A 1,018-nucleotide genomic window follows, 5' to 3' on the forward strand; every position below is an offset into this window, starting at 1 on the left:
CCCCCACAGGACGGACGCCGAGCCGACACCCTGCGGGCCGCCGAAGTAGAACCGGCCCTCGTTGTCCTGCAGGAGGTCGATCGTCTCCAGGTCCGCCGGGTTGAGGAGGTACGCGTTGGCGATGGAGCGGCCCACGGTGCGGACCTTCGTCTTCGCCTTGCGGGCAGTGGTCAGCGCGTTGGTGTCCCAGGCCTGCGCCTGCACGCCGGACACGTTGCCGAGGCCCTCGAAGTTCTCGCCGGTTCCGTCACCGGAGATCATCTGGTCTTCGAGTTCCTCCTCCAGTCCGTAGCGGAGGAAGGCGTCGATGAGGGTCCGGATCTGCGCAGCGTCGGACAGGGCACGCTTGGTGACCGGGATCCAGTGCGCGATCGTCCGTACCGGGGTGGTGACCTTCGCCGCGGCAAGCGCCGACTCGGGCTTGTAGCCGCCGCCTGCCGCGTTGACCAGGGCGCCCGGGACGGAAGCCGGCGCGGTAGGTGCAGCCGAGCTCGTCGCTTCCGCGACCGGAGCGGCGTTGTTCGTGGTCGACGTCATGCGGACGTACTCGACCGTGTCGCTGGTCGTGGTGCCGTTCGTCACCACGTCCCGCAGGCGCAGCGGGCGCTGGAACGAGTCCAGTGCCACCTGCAGGCCGCGCATGTCGTTGGTGACGAACGCGCCGGCAGAGGTGTCGGACAGGCCGGTGACCAGGCTCTTGTAGCCGACAGGCAGGGACTGCACGCGCTGCTTCGCACCGAACTGGCCGTTCGCCGTGGTGCCCATCAGCGCCGCGTACTCGGCGGACTTCACGAAGTGCTCGCCGAGGGAGGTCTTCTCGTCGGGGACGATCAGGCCGCTGGGGGTACGTCGTTCGCCGGACTTCTCGTTGAGGGCGATGTCGTCGCCGAGGTCGGCGAGGGCGGAGCGCAGGGTGGCGTCGCCCTGGGCCTTGGCCAGGCCGGCCTTAGCCTCCTGCGCCTTGGCCATGTGCTCGTTGAGCGCGGTGCGCTCATCGTCGTAGAAGTCGCGGTCCTCG

General features: G+C 69.3%; 1 protein-coding gene. It reads right to left on the minus strand.

Annotated features, from left to right (window positions below; translation table 11 throughout):
- A partial coding sequence (locus ABD191_RS28895; RefSeq protein ID WP_344089103.1) for a phage major capsid protein occupies positions 1–1,018 on the minus strand: 1,018 nt, incomplete at both ends.

Origin of the sequence: Luedemannella helvata (assembly GCF_039528415.1) — a bacterium.
In the GTDB taxonomy this organism is placed as follows: domain Bacteria; phylum Actinomycetota; class Actinomycetes; order Mycobacteriales; family Micromonosporaceae; genus Luedemannella; species Luedemannella helvata.